This window comes from Spirosoma daeguense, assembly GCF_054776875.1.
The window spans coordinates 232570-251075 of the sequence record NZ_BAAHBF010000011.1; the positions used below are offsets into that span (position 1 = coordinate 232570).

Below are 18506 nucleotides of genomic sequence, written 5' to 3' on the forward strand. Positions count from 1 at the left end.
TTTTATTGACCAATCCTTAAATTACTGCCAGTTCCATAATTAAGTCGTCCACCAGCTCTGTAGCTAATTTTTCGACTCTGCCCAGCTTGCGACGCCGGGATTGCTACGTTGTGCTGAAGAATTACATTATTTATCAGCGTGGGAACTTGTCCAGTTGACCAAACCGTCGGATCATGCCAATTTCCATCTTTAACAGAGCTTATAATGTTAATGCCATCTGCACAAAATTCCCCCCAGGATTGTAAGCCAGGGTTTTCACTTATATTAACCTCTTTACCACAAAGGGCACTATAAGATGAAGGGATATTACCAGAGAGTTGATTCCAATAAAGTTGTAAACGTCTCAAATTTGGAAGACTTCCCAAGCTTGGCGGAAGGTCGCCAGTAAGCTGATTGCTGGATAGACTAATATCCCTTAGTTTAGCTAAATTACCCAACTCGTTTGGAATACTGCCCGTTAATTGATTAGAATCTAAATAGAGGACTTCTAAATTAGAGAGTTGCCCTACGCTGGCTGGTATAGGGCCCGTCAGCAGATTTCCTACTAACGCCAGATGTTGTAAGTTAGTAAGTGCCCCAAGATTAGTTGGAAGTTTTCCGGTAAATCCGCTTGATTGATTTCCAAAGAAGTAGATGTATTTAAGATTCGGTAACGCGCCTATATTCTCAGGTATTGTGTCGATAATTTTGGTAAAAGATAGATATATAGCTTCTAATTGAGTCAATCCAATTATTTTGTCGAAAACGGTTCCACTTATACCACTATAGATTATTCCTAAAGACTTTAAATCATGTAAATCCCTTATACTCTCTGGGATTGGGCCTGTCAAATTGCTTTCGAAACCTATATTTATACTTTGTAATTTATCCAGTTTGCCAATGCTTGCGGGAAGAGTGCCGTTCAAATTATTGCCAAGTACCTGGGATGGCTGAAACCAAATATCGGTCACTCTCCCTTCTGTGCAAGTCAATCCAAACCAGTTATTGCACGGATCACAATTAGTTAACCAACCAGTATTATTATTCCAGTTTGGGCCGCCGGTTGAGTTGTAGAAATCAACTAAAGGCAGGTAATCAGGATGCAAACTGCTGCCTACTGTAATGGTATTACTTGCCGAACAGGTTCTGGCGGCATTAGTCGCAGTTACGCTAAATGTTCCATTGACAGTGACACTGGCGATACCGGTTGTATTGACGAGACTAAAGCTATTTGGCCCACTGAACGAATACGTCATATTCCCTGAGCAAGATGCCGTCGCACTGATGACCGCACTTAATTGTGAGCAGGATAGCGCATTACTGACACTCAGCGATACAGAAGGGTTTTGGGCGTTGCAGAACGTAGCAGGAGCCAGAATCAAACCAATTAACGTAACGTACCGACGATTAACAATAGAGCAGAAAGAATTGATAATGGTGAAGAAGAAATGAACCATATTGTATAAATAAAGAATTAAAAATTCTCGGAAAGATATCATCTACACGGATCATTCGTATGATAAAAATTTTGAAACTGTTACCTCGTTGATTAATATAATATAAAAATTGAATATACTTGTAAGAATATAATATAGTTATACTATAAAAGCACATCTATGATTCGGCCAAACAAACAGAAAACGATCCGTCTTTTCGCACTTCACGAGTTTATTCGCACTCAATTTACAAAGTCAGACTGGCTCAAAGTTGGTCACCTGACCGACAGCCTTGAACTGATTGAAGACCATCCCAGATTACTACGTAGTCTGGATTTTAAAGATGATGATTATGAGGGTAATAGCTTACAGGTTTTATCGAAGCTAATCAACGAGAGTGCGAGCAATCTGTACGAATTGGAACGGTTTGTTGAAGTCAAAAAGCTAACGCTCAATCAACGTTCTTTTGGCAATCCAGAGTTTATTTCTACGGTACAGACTCACCCGCCCGAACGTGTTATTACGTTTGCACCCAACGTATTTCGGATTCCAGACAAATCTGTCGATACCAATTTGCTGTCGGTAATGATGCCTTTCGATGGGAAATTTTCGGGGACTTATACGGCGATACGTAACGTTTGCCAAAAACTACATATCGACTGCCGACGGGCCGACGATATCTGGGATAATAGTATCCTGATTCAGGACGTTTTTGAGCTGATCTATACGTCCAGAGCGGTTATTACTGACTTCACGGATCGGAATCCGAATGTATTTTACGAAACCGGCGTAGCACACGCGTTAGGCAAACAGGTTATACCCATCACGCAGGCCGTTGCCGATATTCCGTTCGATCTGCGCCATCATCGGGCGTTAACCTATCTGCCAAATGCTGAAGGACTACAGAAATTTGAAAAAGATTTGGAGCGAAAACTGGCCAGCGTTTTTAGTTAACGTAGCGTAAGAGACAACGTAGCATTTCATTGCCACACCCTAAAACGCAACTTCCCGAAATCCAGAACCTTCGGGAAGCTACAAATATCACTACGTAACCAAACTATTCCAGACCGAACGCCGACAACGTAACGAATTCATTTACACGCGCCTGAATTTCTTCCTGCGTGAGGTTCATGATACGTTCGGCACCAAATTTTTCAACACAGAACGAAGCCATTGCCGAACCGTAAATGATAGCCCGTTTCATGTTGTCGAACGAAATGTCGTCGGTTTTGGCCAGATGACCGATGAAACCACCGGCAAACGTATCGCCAGCGCCGGTCGGGTCAAATACTTCTTCAAGCGGCAGGGCGGGAGCAAAGAAGGTACGTCCTTCGCTGAACAATAATGCGCCGTGTTCGCCTTTTTTGATAATTACCGTTTTCGGCCCCATCGACTGGATTTTAGCAGCCGCTTTTACCAGTGAATAATCTTTGGTAAGCATCCGTGCTTCTTCATCGTTCAGCACCAGTACGTCGACCCGTTTCAGCAAATTCAGCAGATCAGCGTTGGCAATCTCAATCCATAGATTCATCGTGTCGAGCACAATCAGTTTCGGGCGATTTTGCAACCGGTCGATAACCATGCTCTGGATGGCGGGTGCCGTATTGCCCAACATTAGATACTGGCAATCCTGATACGAATCGGGAATAATTGGGTTGAAATGCTCCATTACGTTCAGGTGCACTTCCACCGTGTCGCGGGTGTTCATATCGTTATGATATTTTCCCGACCAGAAAAATGTCTTTTCACCTTTCCGAATTTCCAGACCTTCTGTATTTACGCCGTGCTCTTCAAGAATATCGATCATCGACTGCGGGAAGTCATCACCCACAACGCCTACAATATTATTTTTCGGCGTGAAATAAGAAGCCGAAAGGGTAATATACGTAGCGGCACCGCCGATAATTTTGTCTGTTTTGCCAAATGGGGTTTCCAGTGCGTCGAAGGCCACGGAACCAACAGTAAGTAAGCTCATTTTCTAGTGTTTCAGTTTAACATGTTGCGTTTCAGACGCCAAAATCATAGTCAACCTTGGGTCTGAAAACAGATTATCGTTTCCGCCCAATTACCGGACAGCGTTTAAACGGCTTCGTCTCGTCGAACAATTTTCGGTACGTAACGTGGGTTTTCACAATTTTTGATCCAAGCTGACTAACAAATCGAACCATAATCGGGTTGAAATCACCCACCCAGTTCATTTCCAGTTCAGAGTATTGAAAATCAGGATTATGATCGGCTTCGTGCGGCATACGTAGCGCAATGGCCGCTTCTACACCTTTGCCCTGATGTTCAGGCGATACACCAAACACTACGCCAAAGGCTTTGTGATTGGTTTTCATCAGCATATGATAAAGAAATTTCAGTTTGCCGATCAGATTGAGCTTGCCATTTACGTGCTTAAATACCTGATTCAGTTCGGGTAAACACACAAAAAAGGCAACCGGCTCGTCGTGATAATAGGCGAAATATATTATTTTCTCGTCAAGAACCGGTTTCAGCTTCTGCATCAACAGCTGCGCCTGCTCAGCCGACATTTCTTTTACACCGCTATGTCCGCCCCAGGCCGCATTGTAAATATGCCGGAACTGCTCAGCAGCGGCAGGTAACTGCTTTTTATCAATTGTCCGGAAACTATATTCTGGATTTTCGTAGATACGTTGCGCCCGATCTTTTACCGCCTGCGACATTTCGGTCAGTTTCGACCAGGTTGTTGGAATGCCAAACGTAAACTGCTTGAAATAGTCTTTGAAGCCGTAATCCTCGAAAAACGTAACGTAGTACGGCTTGGTGTATGGCATGCAATAGTTTGGTTCCCGGTCGAAACCATCGACCAGTAATCCCCACCAGCGATCCCGGTCGCCGAAGTTGATCGGTCCGTCCATCGCTTCCATACCTCGTTGCTGAAGCCAGGCTTTGGCCGCGTCGAAAAGCTGGAAAGCGGCTTTCTGATCGTTGATACATTCAAAAAAACCGACGCCCCCCGTTGGCTGATCGTTGTCGAGATTGGCAATTTCGTAATCGACAAAAGCGGCAATCCGGCCAATCGTTTCGTTTTTGTCGTTACGTAGCAGATACCGAATACATTCGCCGTTCTTGAATCGCTTGTTACGTGCCGGATCAAAAACTTCCTCTACGTCAGTATCGAGTGGACGAATCCAGTACGTATCGCCCCGATAGAGACGTACCGGGAATTGAATAAATTCTTTCTGATAGGTGGTATTTGTGCCTACCTCAACGAGTTGCATTCCAGATTGGCTAATGGTAAATTACCGAAACAAAACGCGAATATAGGCAAAAGCGTCCGGCTGAAGAGGTAAGCATCTGTTTTCCGGTGAACAATCCTTAACTTCGCCCATCTGATTCGACTAATTTCTGCTATGCCGATAAAGGAAACCTTCATTCTGCGAATAAGCTGCTGTTGCTGAGCAATTATTTCGGCGTTTTGGGCGCGCCCGACGAATTAATTCCTTCATTTTATCTCAGAAACTGCTATATATTCAAATGCAACCGCTTCACATATACAATACGCTTTCCCGAAAAAAAGAACTGTTTGAACCGATTAACGCGCCTTACGTGGGCATGTATGTCTGCGGACCAACGGTCTATAACTACGTTCACCTGGGCAATGTCCGTACGTTTCTTACGTTCGATACGCTCTACCGCTACCTGACTTTTATTGGCTACAAAGTTCGCTACGTTCGCAACCTGACTGACGTTGGTCATTTGGTTGGCGATGGCGATGAGGGTGAGGATAAAATCGGGCGGATGGCCAAGCTTGAGAAAGTGGAGCCGATGGAAATCGTTCAGCGGTTCACCAACGACTTTCACAACGTAATGGCGCAGTTCAATACGCATTCGCCCAGTATTGAGCCTACTGCAACCGGCCACATGGTTGAGCAGATCGAAGCCGTGCAATCGTTGTTGGCAAAAGGGCTGGCCTACGAATCGAACGGTTCGGTTTATTTCGATATTGAAACCTATAACAAGCAGGGCGGTAATTACGGTAAGTTGTCGGGCCGGATTCTGGACGATCTCCTGAACGAAACCCGCGAGCTTGACGGTCAATCGGAGAAACGTAATCCGCTTGATTTTGCGATATGGAAACGGGCTTCTCCTGAGCACATCATGCGTTGGAATTCGCCCTGGGGTGAAGGTTTTCCGGGATGGCATCTGGAATGCACATGCATGAGTACCAAATATCTGGGCAAGCAGTTTGACATTCACGGCGGTGGCATGGATTTGAAATTTCCGCACCACGAATGCGAAATTGCGCAGGGTGACGGACTGACAGGTCATGATCCGGTACGTTACTGGATGCACTCGAACATGCTGACAGTTAATGGACAGAAAATGTCGAAGTCATTGGGCAATTCGTTTTTACCGGCTGAGCTTTTTGCAGGAAGTCACGCGCTGCTCGATCAGGCTTATAGCCCTATGACGGTACGTTTCTTTATGCTACAGTCGCATTACCGCAGTACGCTCGATTTCTCGAACGATGCACTGAAAGCCGCTCAGAAAGGATACCGTCGGCTGGCAAATGGACTACGTATCATTAAGGCGATGACGTATCAGCCGGGCGAGGGCGCAGTTGACGAAACCAAGCAAGCCGATATTCGTCAGGCTGTTCAGCAGTTCTACGAGGCCATGAACGACGACTTGAATACGGCTGTTGGTATTGCTCAATTGTTTACGTTGCTGAAATACGTGAATATGCTTTACCTCAACCAGCTTCAGGCAACAGCGTTAGGCGAAGAGGTATTTATGCTGCTCAAAGAATCGTTTGTTACGTTCATGCAGGACGTACTGGGGTTACTTGAAGAAGGCACCAGCAATCAGCCTGTTCTGGAAGGATTACTGACCCTTTATCGGGAATACAAAGAGCAACGACAATACGACAAAGTAGACCAAATTCGTTCGTACTTTAAAGCACAGGGGCTGGCTATCAAAGACATGAAGCACCAGATTGACTGGGCCTATGAAGAGTAATGTCGCCAACCAGACACATCATGACAAAATTTCCTTTTTTCCTCGTTGCCCTCGCACTGACCATCGGCTCCTGTAAAGAAAAGCCAAAACAAGGCGATGCTACGCAAACGACCGAGCAGAAAGCTACTGCTACGGCTCCCGCTTTCAACGCTGATTCAGCCTACGCCTATATCGATCGGCAGGTGAAATTCGGACCACGCGTCCCCAATACGCCCGCTCATGTTCAAACGGGCAATTACCTCGCGGCCAAGCTCAAACAGTTTGGTTGTGACGTGACCGAACAATCGTTTGTAGCCAATACGTGGGATGGCAAACGCCTGAACGCCCGTAACATTATTGGCAGTATAAACCCCAGTGCTACCAAACGTATCGTGCTGGCTTCGCACTGGGATTCGCGCCCATTCGCTGACCACGATCCCGATAAAGCTGACCAAAAAAAAGCGGTGACTGCCGCCAATGATGGGGCCAGTGGGGTAGGAGTATTACTAGAGTTGGCTCGTACGATTCAGCAAAGCAACCAGAAACCAACGGTGGGTATCGATATTATTTTCTTCGATGCTGAAGATTGGGGTAACGGCGACAAAGCTACTGGTGATTTCGAACAGGGAGACGTAAATAAGCAATTCGACTATATTGGTTTCTGCCTGGGTTCTCGCCATTGGGCTAAGAATCCGCATAGACCCGGTTATTCGGCTTATTACGGTATTCTGCTGGATATGGTTGGGGCGAAAGGTGCTACGTTCGCCAAAGAAGGTATTTCGATGCAGTTTGCGCCAAACGTGGTAAATAACGTCTGGCAAACCGCTAGCCAGTTAGGCTATAGTCAGTTCTTTGTTGATACGCCGGGTAGCCAGATTACGGACGACCACGTAGCACCAAACACAATTGCCAAAATTCCGATGATCGACATTATTCATACCAATGTTGGGACAGGCGGGTTCTTCTCTGCCTGGCATACGGCAGAAGATGACATGAGTAATATCGATCGGGGAACCCTGAAAGCTGTCGGACAAACGCTGTTGCAAGTACTTTATAACGAATAATGAGCGAAAGAGTAAAAGAGCGAAAGAGCGAAAGGCGCCCTACTTCGTTGATACGTTTGTTTGCTATTTCTTTTTTGGTGGTAAGTTTTTCTGGATGTAGTTCAGTTCCTGATACGTTTGGAAAACTGGATCTGAAAAAATGGCGTTCCGACCGGGGTGGCTGTAATGGCGTGCGCGCTACGTTGCTGCCCGATTTTAAAGCAGAAAGTCAGAACCTGAAAGGCAAAACGGCCAACACCATCGGCGATTTACTTGGCCGACCCGATGTGAATCAGATCGAAGATAGAAATCAGAAATTCTACGTCTATTTTTTGGAGAAAGGTACTCATTGCGATTCTCCCGGCGCTAAATCGACCAGCCCATCGGTCGCGATTCGAATGAGTGCCATCGGCTTAGCAACAGAAATAACATATCAGAATGGTATTCCTTAGTTAACAAAGCCGCGCTACGTAGCGCGGCTTTGTTATATATAGAATTTCTTCCGTTCTATCATTTCTTCTACTACGTCGGGCACCATGTATCGGATGGAGCGATTGGCCCGGATGCTGTCGCGGATGAACGTAGCAGAAATATCGAGCAATGGCGCTTCCACTAACCGAACATTGGCGTGCGTCTTGAATGGACTTTCCTTGCTTTTGGGACGTGGGTAGACATACAACCCGTAATACTCCAGAATCTTATCGTGGTTTTTCCAGTTCGCAAACTGCTCCAGATTATCTTCTCCCATGATAAGTCGGAACGTATGCTGCGGATACTTTTCGCTTAATCGCACCAACGTATCGATGGTGTAACTTGGCTTTGGCATCGAAAACTCAATGTTCGTCGCTTTCAGGCGACTGTTATCGGCAATGGCCCGCTCCACCATATCGAACCGGTCGAATTCATGCAGCAGGCTTTTGGTCTTCTTAAATGGATTCTGGGGCGATACTACAAACCACACCTGCTCCAGATCGGTAGTTGTAGCCATGGTGTTGGCAATGATTAGATGCCCGACATGGATAGGATTGAAGGAACCAAAAAATAAGCCGATTCTCATAATGTAGGAGCGAGGAGTGAGTACTGAGGAGTGAGAATGATTGATTACGACGCGCATATTCGTCCTAACAACCATTCTCACTCCTCAGTACTCGCTCCTAATACTATTAAATAACCGTTCCTTTTTCAGGTACCGTATTTTCTTTCACAAAATTATCGACAAGTTTTTGTGCTTTTTCCAGCGACGTATCAAGATCGTCATTCATCAAAATAACGTCGAAGCGATCCTGAAAACTCATTTCAAAATGCACTTTAAATAAACGTCTCGACAAACTTTCTTCGGTTTCTGAGCCTCTTCCAATCAAACGCTGACGTAGTGTTGCCTCATCCGGCACTTTCACAAATACGGCCAGCGCCTTATCGCCGTAGAACTCTTTTAATTTCAGCCCGCCCTGTACGTCAACATCGAATAATACGTGTTTGCCACTGTCCCAGACGCGCTGAATCTCTGATTTAAGCGTGCCATAAAACGCACCAGTATACACCTCTTCCCATTCAACAAACTCGTTATTATCGATTTTTTCCTTGAAATCTTCGGGTGTCAGGAAGTAATAGTCTTTCCCATTTTCTTCGGCACGCCCCCGACGGTCGCGGGTACAAGCTGAAATGGAAAAGCCGAGGTTTTTATTCTCGGCCAGCAAATGCTTTACGATAGTGGTTTTACCAGAACCAGATGGGGCTGAAAAAATAACAAGTTTACCTTCCAAGTTACAATTGATTTTTGGCTATAGTGAATGAATAAGTATAGCCATTATACAACCTATTTTAAATAAATCGGGGTAATTAAGACTGCTTTGGAAAGCACGGCCTTAATTACCCCAACCAGCGTTGATGCCTATTAACTAAAACTACGAATTCGGGATTTGATCGTTGCTACTAACTGATCTGGGCAACATCTCTTCTCGATTCGCTTAGTTAGCAATTCTTTCACCTCTTTTTCGAGATGATACATCTGAATGCAGGGTTTACAGGATTCCAGATTGGCTTTCACCCGGGCAAGCTGTTCTTCGGTAGCTTCCCCATCCACAATCAGTTGAATCATCTTCAGGCAGTCTGCCCTGTGACTGCAATGTTCTTTCATCTCAGGCTTTGCACTGGACGAAGATGACGTTGGCAACGACGTTTGCATTGGAAAAATTTAATTTATTCCAAGAATAGTAATATCATTAAGTTATTTGCAGAACCAAAAAAAACTTAGAAAAAGTTCGGTTTAATCGTCATTTTCTTCTTTATACCCCATAGAAGATGCGTAATCGCGTAATTTTTCTTTTAACAGATTACGAGCACGGTGCAAACGAGAACGTACCGTACCGATAGGAATATCAAGAATCTTTGCCATTTCCTCATACGTAAACCCTTCGATGTCGCAAAGGATAATTACTGTCCGGAAATCAACCGGTAATGAGTTCAGTGCATTTGCCACTTCATCCCCAATTAAATCCGAAACGGATTCGGCCCGAAGGTCAACCGTATGCTCAGATTCAGCGTCTTCCGAATTATAAGTCGTCTCTACGTCTTGATAATCGACTTTGGCTGGCTCCTTACTTTTCTTACGGTAATCGTTGATGAAACTGTTCTTCAGAATGCGAAACAGCCACGCTTTAGCGTTAGTTCCTTGCTCAAACGATGAAATGAACCGAAACGCTTTTAAATACGTATCCTGAACGAGGTCGTTAGCATCATCCTCGTCCATGGTCAGCCGAAAGGCAAAATTGTACATTGAGTCTATGTGCGGCATAAACTCCTTGTTGAACACCTGATATTTCTGCTCTTCAGTATATCGGCGCACAGGGGTGTCTTCCGATGGCTGGTCAAGTGAATCGCCTTCGGGTAAGAATTGGTCGTCGTCGCGAGTTGGCGTGTCTGACATAACTTCGGGAATAGTCGCCATAAAAGTAAGAGTTAATTGCCGTTTCCTGTTGGCAATCCTCAACGAATTCGATAATTACCCGAACCAAACCGCTGAGTTGTCTTAAACTTCGCTACAAAAATTAATCCTTTCTTTCAAAAATCGGCTGTTTATGACGATTTGGCAGTGAGGACTTTACCTAATAACACAAAAGCCGACTGGCTACTCTATTCCTATAGAGCAACTAATCGGCAAAAATTATCTAATGGGCTATTAAACGGTTGCTCGTTTAAAATATCGACCAAGCCATGACTCAGCCGCCCGAATCCGCCAATTTGTCAAATAATCTGCTTTTGTTGGCACTAGCGTATTAAAAACAGACGTATCAGGAGTTAATACACCACTTTCAACAGCATTTTTCAGATCGGATAGCGCAATCGCTTTTACCAAACCATCAGCCAATTCGACAATTGCCGAACGATCAAAGAAATCAACGCCAATTTGGCTACCTATTGAACGTATCGTTCTGGCTGAATCATCAATAGAGCAACCACTTGGCAGGCTATAACTCTCATCGACACCAATTACGATAAACCGATTTTCGCTAATTTCTGCTGATGCCAGCAACGGTTGCCCATGAGCAGCCCATTGATTGAGAGCTGGTTTTAGCAAGCCATCAATCATTTTTATGTCATCGTCGGTGAGCAGACGGTTGGCCTGATAGACCCACACGCGAGCTTTATCCGACAATTTGTCAAAGTCAACGTACATAGCTAAAAATGTACAATAAATAATGTAAGATGAACAATGCAGGCTTATGTGTTAACGCCACATTATTTGTTATTTCGACAACCCTTGTGCCTGTGCAATGAGTTCCGATACGTCGAAAACGCGGACAGAATCCTCCCGATTTTTATTCTTGACACCATCCGACATCATTGTCATGCAAAACGGACAGGCAACGGCAATAGTATCGGCTCCGGTGCTGAGCGCTTCCTCGACCCGCTCTACGTTTACGTCTTTCTTGCCCGGCTCCGGCTCCTTGAAATACTGCCCACCTCCCGCACCGCAACAAAGTCCGTTCGCTTTATTACGTTTCATTTCGACCAAATCGGCATCTAGCGTAGCAAGCACTTCCCGTGGCGCTTCATAAACTTTGTTAGCTCTTCCGAGATAGCATGAATCATGGAACGTAATACGTCGCCCTTTAAACGACTGTCCATCTTTTACTTTGATACGTCCCTGATTGATGAGTTCCTGCAAGAATTGGGAATGATGCACTACGTCGTAATTACCCCCTAACTCTGGATATTCGTTTTTTAACGTATTGAAACAGTGCGGACAGGCTGTCACAATTTTCTTAACATTATAGCCCTCCAGTACCTGAATATTGGCCACGGCCTGCATTTGAAACAAAAACTCATTTCCCGCTCTACGTGCTGGGTCGCCCGTGCAGGTTTCTTCGGGCCCTAATACGGCAAATTTTATTCCGACGTGATTTAAGATACGGACAAAAGCAATCGTTACGCGTTTATATCGGTCATCGAAAGAGCCTGCACAACCAACCCAAAAAAGCACTTCGGGCTCTTTGCCCGCAGCCATCATGTCGGCCATTGTCGGCACAGTGTATGTTGTTGTTTCCATGTCAATAAGTTGTAGAGTTATAAAATTGTAGGAAGGTTATAGAGTTGTTACACCAAAAACTTTACAACACCTACAACTTTATTTGCTAGGTTCGTTTACTTGATCTGCCCAGTTGAAGCGATCACTTGGTGAAAATTTCCAGGGGGCCATATTGTTTTCGATATTACTAAACATAGCATTCCAAGATGCCGGTGCCTGTGATTCTTCCATAACCCGATATCGCCGTAATTGCAGAATAATATCGAGCGGATTTATGTTGATTGGACAGGCATTAACGCAAGCCTGACACGTAGTACAGGCGTTGAGTTCTTCGGCAGTTATATAATCGTTCAGTAACGATTTTCCGTCTTTGTAGTCAGGTCCATTGGTTTTCCAACCCTGCTGAATGTCTTCAAGGCGGTCGCGTGTATCCATCATAATTTTACGGGGCGACAATTTTTTGCCCGTAATATTGGCTGGACAAGCTGCTGTACAGCGACCACACTCGGTGCAACTGTAAGCATTCATCAAATTAATCCACTTCAGATCTTCTACGTCTTTGGCACCAAAACGGCCGATTTCAGCAGGTTGTTGTCCGTTGTTGTTTTCCTGTGAGTCATCTGGTGCCGTAGTTACTGGTAAGCCCAACGCCAATTGAACCTCTTTGGTGATTTCGGGCATGTTTTGCATTTCACCTTTAGGTTGTAAATCGGAGAAATATACATTTGGAAATCCCAGGGCAATGTGGAGGTGTTTGGAATACGTAACGTATACCGCAAAGGCCATAATACCAAGAATATGCAGCCACCAGGCAATACGTTCATAAGCACCAAGCACTGTATCATTAAAACCCGTAAATAAAGGCTTTAGATAATGACTAATTAGAAAGTCAGGCACTACTCCTTGTAGCTCAGCATAATGGCCAACTCCTCGATCACGTAACACGCTGTCGGAAGCATTCCAGGTTAGAAAAGCAATCATTAGGAAAATTTCGGCAAGAAGAATAATACCCGCATCGGTTCGTGGCCAGCGTGTCATTTCGCGATGACGTTCTGACTGAAACCGGCTTACCTTAGCCACAAATCGACGGCATAGAAAGACGATACAAACAGTTAAGACACCAAATGCAAACAGTTCGAACGTATTGACTAGAATCGGGTAAATAGACGTAACATAAGGAGCAAATAGACGGTGGGTGCCCAGGATACCATCTAAAACTATCTCAAGCACTTCAATATTAACAATTAGAAAGCCAGCATAAATAATGAAATGCATGACTCCAACAAGCCAATTGGTAAACATCTTTTTCTGACCAAATGCTACGAGCAACATAGTTTTCAGTCGCTCGTTTGCATGGTCGAAACGATTTTCGGCCCGTCCCAACTTTATAGCCTTACTAATTAGCTGAACTCGTTTCGTTATGTACCAGCCAGTAACGGCTAGTGCAGCAATGAATAAAATTTGTTGTACTATTTCCATGCGTTTTTACAGTTTCTTAGATCTGAAAATCAATACTGTAGATTGAAATTTTAACTTTTTGTAAAAAAAAACTGCGGAATGTCTTGCACAGAAGTGTAAAAGCCGTACTTTTGCACCCACGTTTTAAACGGTTCGCCGTTGCGGTGATGTAGCTCAGTTGGTAGAGCAAAGGACTGAAAATCCTTGTGTCGGCGGTTCGATTCCGTCCATCACCACCAGAATATGAGGCAGTTACAGCTAAAAGTTGTGACTGCCTTTTTTCTTGGTACAACATAGGTACAACATCTGTCTTTTTTGTCACAAATTGGAACAATCCGGCACGATCAAGGCTCATCGATAAGATGGTGATAAATAAACCTTGAAGCTTCATAATGGATAACGGCAAAATAGCCTTCTTCGTTTAGGCTCTAAAAAAATAGTATGCTTGCATACTATTCTACGCAAAGATACGCTAGTGCTCATACTAAACAAATAGCCCTTTTGACATTTATGATTTCAGAAAAACAAAGGAATGTATCAGTTTGAATACTATTCTAATGCGAGCCTAACTAAGGCAGTTAACTTCTTATCATTTACTTTTTTCGGATTCATAACGAGCATCTAGCCAGTCCTGTAAACCTTGAAGACTATGACCTGCGCGCAATGGAGTGCGCCTGAAATTTTTATCCTTATCGTTTAGATATTGTAGAATCGATTCATTAACCCCATCGTGTGCTTTTGTATATCTTACATCAGAAGTTAGTTTGGGAATCCAATGGACTTTAGGCTTGCGCTGAGATAAGGGAACTGATGCAGCAGACCCAAGAACTAACGTACCGCTAATAATATTGCCATCATTCTCATAATTAAGATATTGCCCTAGAAATAATGTGCCTTCCCCGATCCCAACATGTATCTTCATATTAAGTTGTCTTGTAAAATGAGGATCGGTTGTAAAATTGAACACTAGCAGTTCATATTGAGAACTTCTGAAATCAGTAGAACCTCTGTAATCGTAGTGCTCGGGATTATCGGTATTTTCTATTGTGACAACTATTTCGTCTTCCTCTACCTCACCAAACCTGAACAATAATTTGATTAGAGGCCATGAATCTCTATTCTTTTTTAGGTCAAGCTTATCATATCCGTAAAAATATAGCCACCAATCAGTGTTACATAGCAAGGGCGCATATGTTTTTCGTAGAAGATCAGCCTTGCTATTTATAAGATCTTCAATGTCTTCCCTGACCGGGGGGCGTGTACGTCGCATTTGACTCAGCACATTACCCCAAAGTTTTTTGAATTGTACCTCTATTTCAAATTCTTTAATTTTTTCGCTATCCTTTTCATTATCTAACTTCATTACAGCTAGATAGCGAAATTGCTCAACGATGTTCGAGCCCGGATAACCTAAGAAGTTCATGAAAGCAACTAAAGTAGTGTCTCTAAACACATATCCATAGTAGTCTACCTTCTTTCCTTCTACAGATTCTTCTGATAATAAATGCTTAGGTAAAGTATAAAATTTTTTATATAAAGTACTGCATTTTATTCCGTTTCCAATCAATACATTGAACAATTGCTCTTCTGACTCTGGATCTATTACCGACCAGAATTTATCCTCGTCATCTGGTAGCGGAATATCTCTTGATCTTATTTCATCTTCAAATTTTGTGCGCACAACTCTCAATAAGCGTTCCGCTAAAGGGCTTAGTAAAGGTAGATTAATCATGTAATGTGGAGATAAATTTTCTTTGGCCAGATCTAAGCTGTGCCCAATATTATCAAGTAATATTAATGAAAAGCGTTACTAAATACTACGTTATACATTTGCTACAGATAAAATAATAAATAATAACTATGACTTATGAAGATTCCACGGCAATGAATAGTGTGCACGATCCTGAGGGCTTACGTGAGTGAGAAACTGCCCTGACTCCATGTACTTATGACCGAAGTTGATAAAGTCTTGTCGTTCCATAAGGTATTTTGACATAATGGCTTTCAGGTCATCACCACTTTCAGTATTCTCCAAAAATTTTTTCATGGTGGTGACCATGTCTTTCGTCGCTTCAAGATAGCCTATCGGATCAGGACATTCGAGATTTTCTGAAACGTAACTGTCCCAGTTTTCTTTAGTGACGTCTGACATGATTCCTCCCTGCTAATGCCTGATCAAAGAATGCAGGTTCTATGTAAAAATGTCAATAGGTTTTAAATGTAAGTGGTACCGCGTTTTATCATCCATTCGCTGTTCCAGGCGGGTAAATGACTTTCGACAAAAATTCAAGCTTTATGCTTTTAAGATATTCTGTTTCGCGCGCTCAGATTAGGCCAAGCCGGGAAGCCTCTGGTAATCTTCCGGTTCATTATTAAACATCTAATGTCATGACAGAGGAGAAAGATGCCCGCGAAAACGGGTGCACTCGTAACAATGATGGCACGTTGAATGGCCCGGATGGTGACAAGAAGTATGTCACGCTCACGGGTGATACGGGTCAACTGTATGTCAAGGAGCTGGGTCGGGATGATATTTATCAGCCCTATGATCCTAACAAGCACAATTGATATGCTCACGGATAAACGGCGTATTGCGGGTCAAAGCCAACAACTTTGACCCGCTCTTAAAATCATTTGCAGCAACTGTTTGGACAATAAACAACATGTAGACTATGAGAAAATTCGATCTGGACACCCCTCTCATGGATTTGGTGTCCAGCACACAACGGTCTGCCTTTCGTATCCGTCACAGTGTAGAAGGCATGCTGATCACCGGAGGTATCGGATCGGGCAAAACTTCCGGCTCGGGTCGTATGATCGCATTAAAATATTTACATGCTGGCTACGGTGGTCTTGTCCTCTGTGCAAAGCCCGATGAAAAAGAGGTCTGGCAAGAGTACTGTCGATTGACAGGACGGGAAAACGATCTGTTTGTTATAGAACCAGGTGGTAAACACCGCTTCAATTTTCTGGAATACGAGTCCGCTACGCCATCGGGTATTTCCAGCACGGATAATCTCGTACAGGTCCTTAAGACTGTCATTCGCGCAGGCCAGGAGCAAAGCAATGGCAAAAGTGACGACGCCTTTTGGGAAACAGCACTGGACATGCTGATCGCCAATTCCATTGATCTGTGTAGGTTGGCGTATGGCAAGGTGTCGGTACAGACTCTCTTTGATATCGTCCAGTCCATTCCCAAAAACCGGGAGGCATTGCAAACCAGCCAGGATGACGATGAGGTCAAACCGTTCTACAAAGCATTTATGGCTGCACGCCGATTTGTAGTGGCACAGATCGACCAGTGGCGTGAATCTCAGCCAGATGATATGCACGAACGCTGGGCGGACGATGCGCTATACGAAGCGGATATTCTAGAGGCACTGCCAGATGCACGTCTGTTGAGAATACTCGATAGTTTTTTCAATGAGACATTCATTGATCTCAGCGACAAAACACGCTCGGTTGTAGACTTCTCCTTCAGCGGGTTTTTGTTTCGATTGCTACGCGAACCGTTGTATTCCTTGTTCTGCTACGGTGCTTCGACGTTAACCCCTAAAGACTGTCTGGATGGGCGTATTATTCTCATCAATCTACCCGTCAAGGTTTATGAGAAATCCGGGAGAGATGGTCAAATCTTATTCAAATATTGTTGGCAGCGAGCCATGGAAAAGCGGGATGTCCGCAGCAATTCTCGACCTGTGTTCCTATTTGCCGATGAGTGCCAATTTTTTTTGCACGAACATGATCAGGCAACCCAAACGACGGCTAGAAGCAGCCGGATCGCAACTGTGTATCTGACACAAAATCTGCACAATCTATATGCCGCGATGGGCGGTGAAAAGTCTGAGCACAAGGTCAAATCGTTTTTGGGTACTCTGGCATCCAAAATCTTTCATGCGAATAGTGATGAAACGACGAATGACTATTCTTCCAAGCTCATCGGCGATGCCTACTTTGTTGATGAGTCCGAAAGTATGACGGTGTCTCAGAACATTTCGCAAACACGTGGTCGTTCGCTCAAACTGGAACGGGTTGTCAGACCCGAAGAATTTCAACGCCTACGCTGTGGCGGTCCCTTGAATGACTGTCGTGTTGATGCCTATTTGTACCGGCAAGGCGATTTGATCAATGGCCGCAATTATATGAAGTTGACATTCAATCAGAATTACCAACCCGATTACAATGTCTAATCTAAACTTTCTAAGACCATGCAAAAGAAAACGTATTATCAGACCATGTACCGACGTCGCAACGTCATCAAAGAAGCGTTGCTGGCTTTCTTTCTGGGATTGAGTTCATATCCACGCATGTTAATTGAAACACTGATCCGGCGGGATATGGGCGAGCGTTATTTTAGTTTTTCGGGAGCGATGACCTTGGCTGCCCTACTCGGAATGCTGCCTCTATTTATGATGAAAGGGCTAGGACGCTTGTACGGCGAGATGACGACTGTGCGGTTTTTAGTAACGTATACAAGCTGGTACCTGTATCTGGCCGTATTTGTTTACATGGCCATTCAACGGCGGGATGAGATCAAACGCCTGCCGGGCATCTTTAATTTTGCTCGCTTTACCCTGTCTACTGGCATAATTCATCAGTGGTTTTGGGATGTGGAATGGAATGGTAAGCGGCTCGATAGACGCACAATCGAAACCCTTTTAGAGCCTGGTGTTTTTTTCTGTTCAGGCATGATTCTATGGTTCTCGGGTCAGCCGATTGGATTTGTTCTTGTCATCAGCAGCATCTTCTACTCGTTCAGTTATAGAGCGGCTTATCACGAAGGAGATAATTATATCATGGATAAAATAGACGAGCGTATCTGTAACGAGGAGCTCGTCAACACGTTCATGGACAAGAATGATAACGCCACGGCAAGAGGATTTCACTTCTATGGCCGCCGACCAGCGGACCCCGAGGACCGCCGTCGTGTCGCCGAAATGTTCATGGAGGATGAAGAAACCGTTGAAGTTATGTAATTCAGAGCTGTGCTCCGAGAAGACGTCTGATGGAAAAATCAATACACGGCCAGACACCTTCCGGTGCACAGCCCTGTCTAGATTATCCGTGATGCACTGTGTCTAAGCAACGCGCAATTTC

Annotated in this window: 20 protein-coding genes and 1 tRNA gene; 9 read left to right on the top strand and 12 right to left on the bottom strand. The window is 44.3% G+C overall.

Going from position 1 to position 18506, the window contains the following annotated elements; genetic code table 11:
• Positions 1-2 precede the first annotated feature (2 nt).
• Positions 3-1235 (bottom strand): leucine-rich repeat domain-containing protein, encoded by a 1233-nt coding sequence (locus ACYVD4_RS30180; RefSeq protein WP_460951973.1) that lies wholly within the window; start codon positions 1233-1235, stop codon positions 3-5.
• A gap of 28 nt (positions 1236-1263) precedes the next feature.
• Between ACYVD4_RS30180 and ACYVD4_RS30185 the strand changes: the two genes are divergently transcribed.
• Complete coding sequence (locus ACYVD4_RS30185) at positions 1264-1431, top strand: hypothetical protein (RefSeq protein WP_460951975.1); 168 nt, start codon at positions 1264-1266, stop codon at positions 1429-1431.
• A gap of 164 nt (positions 1432-1595) precedes the next feature.
• Positions 1596-2369 (top strand): hypothetical protein, encoded by a 774-nt coding sequence (locus ACYVD4_RS30190; RefSeq protein WP_460951977.1) that lies wholly within the window; start codon positions 1596-1598, stop codon positions 2367-2369.
• Positions 2370-2472: 103 nt separating this feature from the next.
• On the opposite strand, the gene ACYVD4_RS30195 is transcribed toward ACYVD4_RS30190, so the two are convergent.
• Both ACYVD4_RS30195 and ACYVD4_RS30200 read right to left on the bottom strand, forming a co-directional pair.
• Entirely contained in the window at positions 2473-3390 is a 918-nt protein-coding gene (locus ACYVD4_RS30195; protein ID WP_460951979.1) for a PfkB family carbohydrate kinase, read from the bottom strand.
• A gap of 73 nt (positions 3391-3463) precedes the next feature.
• A complete protein-coding gene (locus ACYVD4_RS30200; RefSeq protein WP_460951980.1) occupies positions 3464-4660 on the bottom strand; it encodes a hypothetical protein in 1197 nt (398 codons plus the stop codon).
• Positions 4661-4916: 256 nt separating this feature from the next.
• On the opposite strand from ACYVD4_RS30200, the gene cysS reads away from it, so the two are divergent.
• From cysS to ACYVD4_RS30215, 3 genes are read left to right on the top strand one after another with little or no spacing between them, the layout of a single operon-like run.
• Positions 4917-6401, top strand: coding sequence for a cysteine--tRNA ligase (gene cysS, locus ACYVD4_RS30205; RefSeq protein ID WP_460951982.1), 1485 nt, complete (start codon positions 4917-4919; stop codon positions 6399-6401).
• A 20-nt stretch (positions 6402-6421) separates the two neighbouring features.
• Positions 6422-7444 (top strand): M28 family peptidase, encoded by a 1023-nt coding sequence (locus tag ACYVD4_RS30210; protein WP_460951985.1) that lies wholly within the window; start codon positions 6422-6424, stop codon positions 7442-7444.
• Positions 7444-7875, top strand: coding sequence for a hypothetical protein (locus ACYVD4_RS30215; RefSeq protein WP_460951987.1), 432 nt, complete (start codon positions 7444-7446; stop codon positions 7873-7875). The genes ACYVD4_RS30210 and ACYVD4_RS30215 overlap by 1 nt, the downstream gene beginning before the upstream one ends.
• Positions 7876-7907: 32 nt before the next feature.
• Here the strand turns inward: ACYVD4_RS30215 and nadD are convergent, their stop codons facing one another.
• From nadD to ACYVD4_RS30250, 7 genes are all read right to left on the bottom strand, one after another.
• Positions 7908-8480: a nicotinate (nicotinamide) nucleotide adenylyltransferase gene (gene nadD, locus ACYVD4_RS30220; protein WP_460951989.1), complete on the bottom strand. Its 573-nt coding sequence runs from the start codon at positions 8478-8480 to the stop codon at positions 7908-7910.
• A gap of 106 nt (positions 8481-8586) precedes the next feature.
• The gene (gmk, locus tag ACYVD4_RS30225; RefSeq protein ID WP_460951991.1) at positions 8587-9186 is read right to left on the bottom strand and encodes a guanylate kinase; all 600 of its coding nucleotides are present in this window, start codon (positions 9184-9186) and stop codon (positions 8587-8589) included.
• Positions 9187-9317: 131 nt separating this feature from the next.
• A complete protein-coding gene (locus tag ACYVD4_RS30230) occupies positions 9318-9521 on the bottom strand; it encodes a hypothetical protein (protein ID WP_460951992.1) in 204 nt (67 codons plus the stop codon).
• Between the two features lie 168 nt (positions 9522-9689).
• Entirely contained in the window at positions 9690-10370 is a 681-nt protein-coding gene (locus tag ACYVD4_RS30235) for a sigma-70 family RNA polymerase sigma factor (protein ID WP_460951993.1), read from the bottom strand.
• Positions 10371-10601: 231 nt separating this feature from the next.
• A complete protein-coding gene (locus tag ACYVD4_RS30240; protein WP_460951995.1) occupies positions 10602-11099 on the bottom strand; it encodes a hypothetical protein in 498 nt (165 codons plus the stop codon).
• Positions 11100-11168: 69 nt separating this feature from the next.
• Entirely contained in the window at positions 11169-11972 is an 804-nt protein-coding gene (locus tag ACYVD4_RS30245; RefSeq protein WP_460951997.1) for a (Fe-S)-binding protein, read from the bottom strand.
• Positions 11973-12050: 78 nt separating this feature from the next.
• Positions 12051-13430, bottom strand: a complete 1380-nt coding sequence (locus tag ACYVD4_RS30250) for a 4Fe-4S dicluster domain-containing protein (RefSeq protein ID WP_460951998.1) — start codon at positions 13428-13430, stop codon at positions 12051-12053.
• A 142-nt stretch (positions 13431-13572) separates the two neighbouring features.
• Here ACYVD4_RS30250 and ACYVD4_RS30255 point away from each other — a divergent pair.
• Positions 13573-13648, top strand: a tRNA-Phe gene (locus tag ACYVD4_RS30255).
• A gap of 350 nt (positions 13649-13998) precedes the next feature.
• Here the strand turns inward: ACYVD4_RS30255 and ACYVD4_RS30260 are convergent.
• Both ACYVD4_RS30260 and ACYVD4_RS30265 read right to left on the bottom strand, forming a co-directional pair.
• A complete protein-coding gene (locus tag ACYVD4_RS30260) occupies positions 13999-15141 on the bottom strand; it encodes a hypothetical protein (protein WP_460951999.1) in 1143 nt (380 codons plus the stop codon).
• A 126-nt stretch (positions 15142-15267) separates the two neighbouring features.
• A complete protein-coding gene (locus ACYVD4_RS30265) occupies positions 15268-15561 on the bottom strand; it encodes a hypothetical protein (protein WP_460952000.1) in 294 nt (97 codons plus the stop codon).
• A gap of 236 nt (positions 15562-15797) precedes the next feature.
• Here ACYVD4_RS30265 and ACYVD4_RS30270 point away from each other — a divergent pair, with 236 nt between their 5' ends.
• The 3 genes from ACYVD4_RS30270 to ACYVD4_RS30280 all read left to right on the top strand — a co-directional run bounded on the left by ACYVD4_RS30270 (position 15798) and on the right by ACYVD4_RS30280 (position 18385).
• Positions 15798-15977, top strand: coding sequence for a hypothetical protein (locus ACYVD4_RS30270; RefSeq protein ID WP_460952002.1), 180 nt, complete (start codon positions 15798-15800; stop codon positions 15975-15977).
• Positions 15978-16081: 104 nt separating this feature from the next.
• Positions 16082-17599 (top strand): type IV secretory system conjugative DNA transfer family protein, encoded by a 1518-nt coding sequence (locus ACYVD4_RS30275; protein ID WP_460952004.1) that lies wholly within the window; start codon positions 16082-16084, stop codon positions 17597-17599.
• An 18-nt stretch (positions 17600-17617) separates the two neighbouring features.
• A complete protein-coding gene (locus tag ACYVD4_RS30280; protein ID WP_460952006.1) occupies positions 17618-18385 on the top strand; it encodes a hypothetical protein in 768 nt (255 codons plus the stop codon).
• Positions 18386-18506: the final 121 nt, after the last annotated feature.

Coding starts and splice junctions, on each gene's coding strand:
- ACYVD4_RS30190 (WP_460951977.1), top strand. CDS start 1,596: ATGATTCGGCCAAACAAACAGAAAACGATCCGTCTTTTCGCACTTCAC.
- ACYVD4_RS30250 (WP_460951998.1), bottom strand. CDS start 13,430: ATGGAAATAGTACAACAAATTTTATTCATTGCTGCACTAGCCGTTACT.
- nadD (WP_460951989.1), bottom strand. CDS start 8,480: ATGAGAATCGGCTTATTTTTTGGTTCCTTCAATCCTATCCATGTCGGG.
- ACYVD4_RS30240 (WP_460951995.1), bottom strand. CDS start 11,099: ATGTACGTTGACTTTGACAAATTGTCGGATAAAGCTCGCGTGTGGGTC.
- ACYVD4_RS30210 (WP_460951985.1), top strand. CDS start 6,422: ATGACAAAATTTCCTTTTTTCCTCGTTGCCCTCGCACTGACCATCGGC.
- ACYVD4_RS30245 (WP_460951997.1), bottom strand. CDS start 11,972: ATGGAAACAACAACATACACTGTGCCGACAATGGCCGACATGATGGCT.
- ACYVD4_RS30215 (WP_460951987.1), top strand. CDS start 7,444: ATGAGCGAAAGAGTAAAAGAGCGAAAGAGCGAAAGGCGCCCTACTTCG.
- ACYVD4_RS30230 (WP_460951992.1), bottom strand. CDS start 9,521: ATGATTCAACTGATTGTGGATGGGGAAGCTACCGAAGAACAGCTTGCC.
- cysS (WP_460951982.1), top strand. CDS start 4,917: ATGCAACCGCTTCACATATACAATACGCTTTCCCGAAAAAAAGAACTG.
- ACYVD4_RS30275 (WP_460952004.1), top strand. CDS start 16,082: ATGAGAAAATTCGATCTGGACACCCCTCTCATGGATTTGGTGTCCAGC.
- ACYVD4_RS30270 (WP_460952002.1), top strand. CDS start 15,798: ATGACAGAGGAGAAAGATGCCCGCGAAAACGGGTGCACTCGTAACAAT.
- ACYVD4_RS30200 (WP_460951980.1), bottom strand. CDS start 4,660: ATGCAACTCGTTGAGGTAGGCACAAATACCACCTATCAGAAAGAATTT.
- ACYVD4_RS30235 (WP_460951993.1), bottom strand. CDS start 10,370: ATGGCGACTATTCCCGAAGTTATGTCAGACACGCCAACTCGCGACGAC.
- ACYVD4_RS30185 (WP_460951975.1), top strand. CDS start 1,264: ATGACCGCACTTAATTGTGAGCAGGATAGCGCATTACTGACACTCAGC.
- ACYVD4_RS30280 (WP_460952006.1), top strand. CDS start 17,618: ATGCAAAAGAAAACGTATTATCAGACCATGTACCGACGTCGCAACGTC.
- ACYVD4_RS30195 (WP_460951979.1), bottom strand. CDS start 3,390: ATGAGCTTACTTACTGTTGGTTCCGTGGCCTTCGACGCACTGGAAACC.
- ACYVD4_RS30265 (WP_460952000.1), bottom strand. CDS start 15,561: ATGTCAGACGTCACTAAAGAAAACTGGGACAGTTACGTTTCAGAAAAT.
- ACYVD4_RS30260 (WP_460951999.1), bottom strand. CDS start 15,141: ATGATTAATCTACCTTTACTAAGCCCTTTAGCGGAACGCTTATTGAGA.
- ACYVD4_RS30180 (WP_460951973.1), bottom strand. CDS start 1,235: ATGACGTATTCGTTCAGTGGGCCAAATAGCTTTAGTCTCGTCAATACA.